Below are 8,029 nucleotides of genomic sequence, written 5' to 3'. Positions count from 1 at the left end.
TACAGCATATTATTCAAAGTTATACGAATAATCAGGGCTTAATTATAAAATTCTTTTATAAAAAACTATTATCTACATTATAACATAATTAACTATTTGTATTAGTTCATACTTTTTTCAAAATAAAACACCATTAACCAAAATTAATGGTGTTTTACTATGTTTGAGTTTTCTTTATGAATTTTTATCTTCTTTTTCTACCTCAAATGTATTAATATACATTTGTTTAATCTCACTTATTAATGGATATCTTGGATTAGCACCAGTACATTGATCATCAAAAGCTTGTTCACTCATTTCATCTAAGCTATCATAAAATTTATGCTTTGAAACTCCTGCTTCATTAATTGATTTAGGAATGTTTATCTTAGCTTTTAATTCATCTATAGCCTTTATTAATAATTCAACTTTCTCCTCATCAGTATTTCCGCCTAAATGTAAATGATCAGCAATTGTAGCATATCTCCATTTAGCATTTGGATATTTATATTGTGGAAATGCGGCTTGTTTTCTTGGATTATCAACTGCATTATACCTAATAACTTCATTTATTAATAGTCCGTTAGCAATACCATGAGCAACATGATGAACTGATCCTAATTTATGAGCCATTGAATGACATACACCAAGGAATGCATTTGCAAATGCCATACCTGCCATAGTAGAAGCATGTGCTACTTTTTCTCTCGCTTTTACATTTACATTACCTTCATTATATGCTTGTGGTAGATATTTAAATAATAGTCTCATAGCCTCTAAAGCCATTCCATTCGTATATTCTGATGCTAGAACTGATACATAGGCTTCAATAGCATGAGTCAATGCATCTATACCTGATGCAGCAGTAAGTCCTTTTGGCATATTCATCATAAGCTCTGCATCAACAATAGCCATATCTGGAAGTAGTTCATAATCAGCTAGTGGGTACTTAATACTTGTTTTTTCATCTGTAATTACTGCAAATGGAGTTACCTCAGAACCTGTTCCGGCAGTTGTAGGTACAGCAACCATATATGCCTTTTCTCCCATAGTAGGGAATTTGTATACTCTTTTTCTAATATCCATAAATCTCATAGCCAAATCTTCAAACTTAACTTCTGGATGCTCGTACATAACCCACATAATTTTAGCAGCATCCATAGGTGAACCTCCACCTAAAGCTATAATCGTATCAGGTTTAAATGTCATCATTTCCTCTGCACCCTTTTTAGCAGTAGCTAATGTAGGATCAGGTTCAACATCAAAGAATACTTTAAAATCAATATCCATATTTTCTAATGTATGAGTAATTTTATCTACGAATCCTAAATCATATAGTACTTTATCTGTTACAATAAATGCTCTTTTCTTATTCATGTCTTTTAATTCTCTTAATGCTACACTTAAACATCCAAATTTATGATATATTTTTTCTGGAACTCTAAACCAAAGCATATTTTCTCTCCTCTCAGCCACACTCTTGATGTTAATCAAATGCTTTACACCCACATTCTCAGATACTGAGTTGCCGCCCCATGAACCACAGCCAAGTGTCAAAGATGGAGCTAGTTTAAAGTTATATATATCACCAATTGCACCTTGTGCAGAAGGCATATTTATTATAGTTCTACCTGTTTTCATAGCGCTACCGAATTTCTTTATTCTATCCTCAGATTTTACTTGATCTGTATATAAAACAGAAGTATGTCCAAAACCACCAAGTTCAACTAATCTAGTAGCTTTATTTAAAGCTTCGTCAAAGTTTTTAGCTCTATACATAGCAAGTACAGGTGATAATTTTTCATGTGAGAAAGGTTCTTCTAGTTCCACAGACTCAACTTCTCCAATGATTACCTTAGTTTCTTCAGGTATAGTTACACCAGCTAATTTTGCAATATTATAAGCAGATTGTCCAACTATTTTAGCATTAATAGAACCATTTACTAATATAATATTTTTAACTTTATCTATTTCATTCTTATTTAATATATAAGCTCCTCTTTCACTAAATTCTTTTTTAACTTCTTCATATATCTCATCTATAACTATTACAGATTGTTCAGAGGCACAAATAACACCATTGTCAAAACTCTTAGAAAGAAGTATGGAGTTTACAGCCATTTTTATGTGAGCAGTTTCATCAATAATAGCAGGTGTATTACCAGCTCCAACTCCTATAGCAGGTTTACCTGATGAATAAGCAGCCTTAACCATTCCCGGACCACCTGTTGCTAATATCAAATCAGATTCTGCCATTACGCACTGTGAAAGCTCTAGTGAAGGTTCATCAATCCAACCCATTATGTTTTTAGGTGCTCCTGCCTTAACAGCAGCATTTAAAACAATTTTTACAGCTTCAATAGTTGATTTTTTAGCTCTAGGATGTGGTGAAAATATTATTCCATTTCTTGTTTTTAATGCTATAAGTGCTTTGAATATTGCAGTAGATGTAGGATTCGTAGTAGGTATTATTGCTGCTATTACACCTATTGGTTCTGCTATTTTAGTAATACCAAAAGAATGATCCTCTTCAATTACTCCACAAGTTTTTTCATCTTTGTATTGATTGTATATATATTCAGAAGCAAAATGATTTTTTATAACCTTATCTTCAACAATTCCCATTCCAGTTTCCTTTACTGCAAGCTTTGCTAACATTATTCTAGAATTGTTAGCCGCCATAGCAGCTTCTCTAAATATTACATCTACTTGTTCTTGGCTGAAACTAGCAAACTCCTTTTGTGCTTTTCTAACCTCTTCAAATTTTTTCATAAGCTCTTCTACATTTTTTACTGACATGATGTCCACCTCTTTCTGAAATAATATTTTGAATAACTTTGTTATAGCAACGGAAGTAATTACGTAGTAATTACAACACACCGTTTCACAAAGCGGGATATCTGCACACCGCCTGTTAAATCTAATCGGTACCCGCCACCTATATAAATTTGGGGATACATTATACTTTGTTATTTTTTTAACTATATTAAGTAATAAAAAATACTTATTCGACAATATTATATATGTTTCTTAAGCACATGTTAATAATATCACAATATATATTGCATTACAAGCTTTATTTTAGCTGTTTTTGCAGTTTTTTTATGAAAGCGTTGTCATTTTTGCTGTATTATTGTTACATTATTAACGTTTTATATAGTTATATTTTTATCAATGTTTGGTGGTATTCAATAAAATAAAACGCCCAAGGAATTTTAATAACAATTTACCTTTGACGCTTAAAATGATTGTCTAAAATAATAGACAACATATTGTATTCTTTTATGTTAACCTGTTCATTAAATTCTTAACGACAAATCCTTTTTTTCTTAAAGCTTTCGATATGTATTACCACTGATATTAACATGAGCCGAAGTATGAAAAAAAATGTTTTTTCTAATTTTGGGATTATTGTTTATATATAACTTGAAATCACCTTCTACCTCTCCACACTACTCCTCTATATAAATAAATGCATTACAATCTTCGCTATTCTCACCTTCAATATATGTTACCACAGGACCTTTTATATTTCTTTTTTCATTTCCATCAAGTATTATAACAAAATATTTGTGATATATCATATTATCATATAAAACCCTATTGTTTGGATCAAAACCAGCAATGCTAAATTTACCACTCTCTTTTTTTGCTTTTTTATTATTTAGAACTACATTTATATTATTCTTAATATTTTCAATATACTTGTCATATAATTCTTCTATTATACTGTTGTCATAATCAATATCTTCATCATCTTCAGATACTTCATCATATCCCTCTTTTAAAATCCTATCAAACAAACATACATTTGATTCACCAACAGCATAAAAAACATCCTTATTCATTTCTTCAGATATCATACACTGTAACACCCCAGTATAATATGCCATTCGTCTTGTATTAAAAATGTTTTCACTCAACTCGCAAAGAACATTACACATATTATCAACTCTTTTTTCATATTCTTCATGAGATAACTTCTTAAGAGCTTTTATACAAAGGTACTCGGCGGGACCTTCGCATGTTTCAATACTTTTTTCATAATTAATATACTCGTCTATCATTTTTGCTCTTTTTAATCGTGTCATAATAAATTTATTTATTAAATTTTCTTTTATATCTATGTCTTTTTCTATTAGTGCTTTAACTAATAATAATCGTTCTTTATATCTATATTTATAATTTTCTAAATTATATGGATAATACAATCCTAAATACTCATTGCTATATACCTTTTGCTTACATGTGTTTTGATGAGCATGAAACATCTCATGGACAATACATGCAGTAAGAACATCTATGTTTATATATCCGTTTATCATCCAAATTGCAATATACCTATCCTCATACTCAATACTAGTATTGCCCCAAAATCTGTTATCAACAGGTATTACTTCTCCATTGTTAAAATACACATTTTCATCATCAAATAATGCATAATCATATCTAGTAAAACCTTTCCATAATTTATTAAAGTCTAAGGAATCCAATCTTTTATTAATTTCATTAATTATGTTTTGCATTAAATATCTCTCCCCTTTATAAATTTAATATGTATCTATTTAAGCTTTCTCTAAAATCTCCATAACTATCATTACATCCATCTGCTATTTTCATAAATCCTAAATTCTCATGAAACTTGATAGATGGTATGTTATTTTTATTGATATGAACAAATATATTTTTTACACCTATATTCTTTAATACTTTAATCCCCGTTTGAACTAAATCACCTCCAATACCTAATCTTCTTTCATTTTTCCTGACTTCTAACCCTTCAACCAACCAAATATTATTACAATAAGGAGTTTGCCAAAATCGTACTACACCAACTGCACTTGTTTTTTCATCTCTATCTTCTTTTTTTAGTATAAAAACAGTGATTTTATCTCCAGGAATTTTAGTTTCAAACCAATCATGCCAAAACTTCCTAAAATCATCTATTCTATCTGGCTGTGAATCAGCTAAAAGCTGTGCTAATTTCTCTATATATGCAATTCCTTTTTCCTTTCCATTTTTATCATCAATAATATTTCTTATGTACATAGCATTATTGTAAGTCATATTTTCTCCCCTTAATTCCTTTGTATATTTCATATTTCGGACTAAATTTCATATTAGAGTTTATGTTTTTAACTTAATTCACTAATAATTTCTTTATTTATTTTAAAAAACCTTTATTTAGCATAATTCCTATATTATTTATTTCAATAATGTCATAAAAAAAGAAGCTGAACAATAACATGTCAGCCTGATAAAACTATATAATTCCACACTCTCTTTATTGTTTTTTTCACTTTACCGGATTATTGAAAGAACACGGTAAATTTACACAACATTTACCACATGCATCTGTTAACCCTAAGTCAGGATATAACTCATCATTGTATAACAATATTTCATAACATTTATGTCTGTCGAACGAATCAATTTTTAATGCATCATTAACACATCTTTGCACGCATTTTTTACAAATACCTTTACTTTTAAAAAGACAATATTCCCTGTCATTTCTTTTTGAAGGTACTATTTTTAAATTAGTTACTATACTTCCAACTCTACCGCAGCATCCCTTATCAGTAATTAACATATTGTTCAAACCAAATTTACCTAACCCTGCTATATATCCTACATGTCTATGAGACCAATCACTTATTAAACTATTTTTATCAAAATTATGAGTTGCAGGTATTATGGTTGATTTATAATTCAAATCCTCTAGTTGCTCTTTAATATAACTATTCAGCTTCAATATAAGTTCATTAGTCTCTACATAAGCAATAGCCCATTCTTTTGAACTGTACTTTCCCTCAATATTAGAATTTGCAATTGATTCTTCAAAAGGAAGAAAATAAGAAATCACAGTCTGAGCATCTTCTAAAAAATCTTTAGGCAAAGCATGAGTAGGACTAACAATTTCTTTAAGCTTTATAAACATTTCATCATCTGCACTAGAAAACTTTACTATAGGTTCTTTCCATCTGGTTTTTATCTCTTCTCTATCTGAATATTCTTTTACATATTGTTTAATTAAATCTCTTATTTTTTCTTTCATAAAATCACCTTCACACTGATTTTTTTATCTTTCTAGACTTGCTTACATAATTAATATTGTCCCAACAATCCTCTTTTCCTTGCTATTTTACTACATCTATTAAAAACCAATAATCCTATAATAAAATATACAGCAGAATTTCCAATCAAAATTACATAATCAGTTAAAGGAAAAGCAGAAAGTGATTGCTCCCCTAAAATTGTTTGATATACCTTATCAATAGTCGGTCTAAAAGGAAGTATTGAAGCAGCTAATGAACCTAATGTTCTTTGTCCTGGTAGAACTAACACTATTAAAAAGTATTGAACTATGTTTAATAATGATTGAACTTTTTTAAATATAAGTGCTAATCCTCCAAATACTAGAGCAATTCCTAATATGCTAAAAATCCCTAATAATACTAAAATCAATAGCTGTCCTACATTTATTTTAAGCCAATAGTTAGTTGTTGCCATAATACTTACTAACACTGTATAACAAATTAAGAAATTTATAATTAAATTGCTAATACTTCTTACAATCAATACGCTCTGCAACCCTAAATTAGACATACTTATTTGTTCTAATGTACCTCTGCTGGCATCATTGGTTATACTATAAGCAGTATCTGAATAAACCATTATCATAATAATCCACAAAAAATATCCTACTACAAATCCTTCTAATGTATCTCCTAAGCTTACAGGACTGACATTCATACTAGCTCCAAATAATTTCACTCCAAAAAACATTGCAATAAACAAAAAATAAAAACTTAATATATCTGAAATCGTGTTAAATTTGTATCTGACTAACTCTTTAATAGATTTTTCAAACGATACTTTAAACAAGTAGAATACTTTCATCATCACTTTACACCCCCGCTAGTAAGACTCAAATACACTCTTTCAAAATTAATATTTTTTTGTTTTATTTCCTTAACTAATATATTTCTTTCTTTTAAAACATCTATAATATCATATAATTGCTTTGAATTTAGTATATCTATCTCTAAAACAGAGTCATCATTTGTATAATAAAAATCATAATCTAAGTTTGATAAATACTCCTTATCTTCTTTTGAAATAATATCTAATAAGTTAATCTCATAAGTCATACTTCTAAACATGTCCAAAAGATTTTCCATTGTGTCTTGTGCTACTATATTCCCTTTATTTAATATAACAATATCATTGCATACTTCCTCAACCAAATTCATATCATGAGTGCTTAATAGTACAGTTTTCTTTAGATTTGAAGCAATATCTCTTAATATATCTTTAATATCCATAAAGCTCTTAATGTCTAATCCTAAAGTTGGTTCATCTAACAGAATTACATCAGTATCACTTATTAATGTCATAGCTATAGCAACCTTTTGTCGCATACCTCTAGATAGATTGTTAACCATTACATTTCTCTTATCTGTCAGATTGAATCTTTCTAGTAGTTCATCTATTTTTTTATCAATTTTCTTTCCACCCAAACCACTTATACCAGCAAAATATCTCAAATTTTCTCTTGGAGTCAATCTCCAATATAGATTTCTAGTCCCTTCGAACATGGCAGCTATTTTATCTATAGATTTTGTATTATCTTTACCAAACAGCTTTATTTCTCCTTCATCTGGAATTATTAAATTACATATACTTTTAATAGTAGTAGTCTTACCAGACCCATTAGGACCAAGTATTGCACATATACTCCCTTCATCAACTGAAAATGAAATATTATTTACTGCTGTTAAATCCCCATATTTTTTTACTAAGTTATTAACCTCAATAGCTTTCAAGCTATCCCCCCCAATTAATTTGAATAATTAAAAGTCATAATCCTTTCTCCTTTTTAAACATATTACAAAATAAAACGACTATTTCTTTGTTATATTCTTAGTATTATAGTTAATTTTACCATTAAAGTATTGACTTTTCAATTCTTTCGCTATAATATTTATAATTTTCATAAAATAGAAGGTGTAGTAAAAAGGATTCTAGTCATCGACCACCACTTCAA

Annotated in this window: 6 protein-coding genes; all 6 read right to left on the bottom strand. The window is 29.1% G+C overall.

Annotated features, from left to right (window positions below):
• Window positions 1-174: 174 nt before the first annotated feature.
• The 6 genes from adhE to AYC61_RS18745 all read right to left on the bottom strand — a co-directional run bounded on the left by adhE (window position 175) and on the right by AYC61_RS18745 (window position 7,808).
• Window positions 175-2,778: a bifunctional acetaldehyde-CoA/alcohol dehydrogenase gene (adhE, locus tag AYC61_RS18770; protein WP_066506737.1), complete on the bottom strand. Its 2,604-nt coding sequence runs from the start codon at window positions 2,776-2,778 to the stop codon at window positions 175-177.
• Window positions 2,779-3,431: 653 nt separating this feature from the next.
• Window positions 3,432-4,505 carry a hypothetical protein gene (locus AYC61_RS18765; RefSeq protein WP_066506733.1) on the bottom strand — a complete coding sequence of 358 codons (1,074 nt, stop codon included), beginning with the start codon at window positions 4,503-4,505 and terminating at the stop codon, window positions 3,432-3,434.
• Window positions 4,506-4,521: 16 nt separating this feature from the next.
• The gene (locus AYC61_RS18760) at window positions 4,522-5,046 is read right to left on the bottom strand and encodes a GNAT family N-acetyltransferase (protein ID WP_066506731.1); all 525 of its coding nucleotides are present in this window, start codon (window positions 5,044-5,046) and stop codon (window positions 4,522-4,524) included.
• 229 nt (window positions 5,047-5,275) lie between these two features.
• Window positions 5,276-6,037 (bottom strand): epoxyqueuosine reductase, encoded by a 762-nt coding sequence (locus tag AYC61_RS18755; protein WP_066506730.1) that lies wholly within the window; start codon window positions 6,035-6,037, stop codon window positions 5,276-5,278.
• Between the two features lie 50 nt (window positions 6,038-6,087).
• Window positions 6,088-6,885: an ABC transporter permease gene (locus tag AYC61_RS18750; RefSeq protein ID WP_066506728.1), complete on the bottom strand. Its 798-nt coding sequence runs from the start codon at window positions 6,883-6,885 to the stop codon at window positions 6,088-6,090.
• A complete protein-coding gene (locus tag AYC61_RS18745) occupies window positions 6,885-7,808 on the bottom strand; it encodes an ABC transporter ATP-binding protein (RefSeq protein WP_066506726.1) in 924 nt (307 codons plus the stop codon). Before AYC61_RS18745 ends, AYC61_RS18750 begins: the two co-directional genes overlap by 1 nt.
• Window positions 7,809-8,029: the final 221 nt, after the last annotated feature.

The sequence above is a fragment of the Abyssisolibacter fermentans genome (assembly GCF_001559865.1).
Taxonomy (GTDB): Bacteria; Bacillota; Clostridia; order Tissierellales; family MCWD3; genus Abyssisolibacter; species Abyssisolibacter fermentans.
This window is presented reverse-complemented; position numbering and strand designations above follow the sequence as displayed.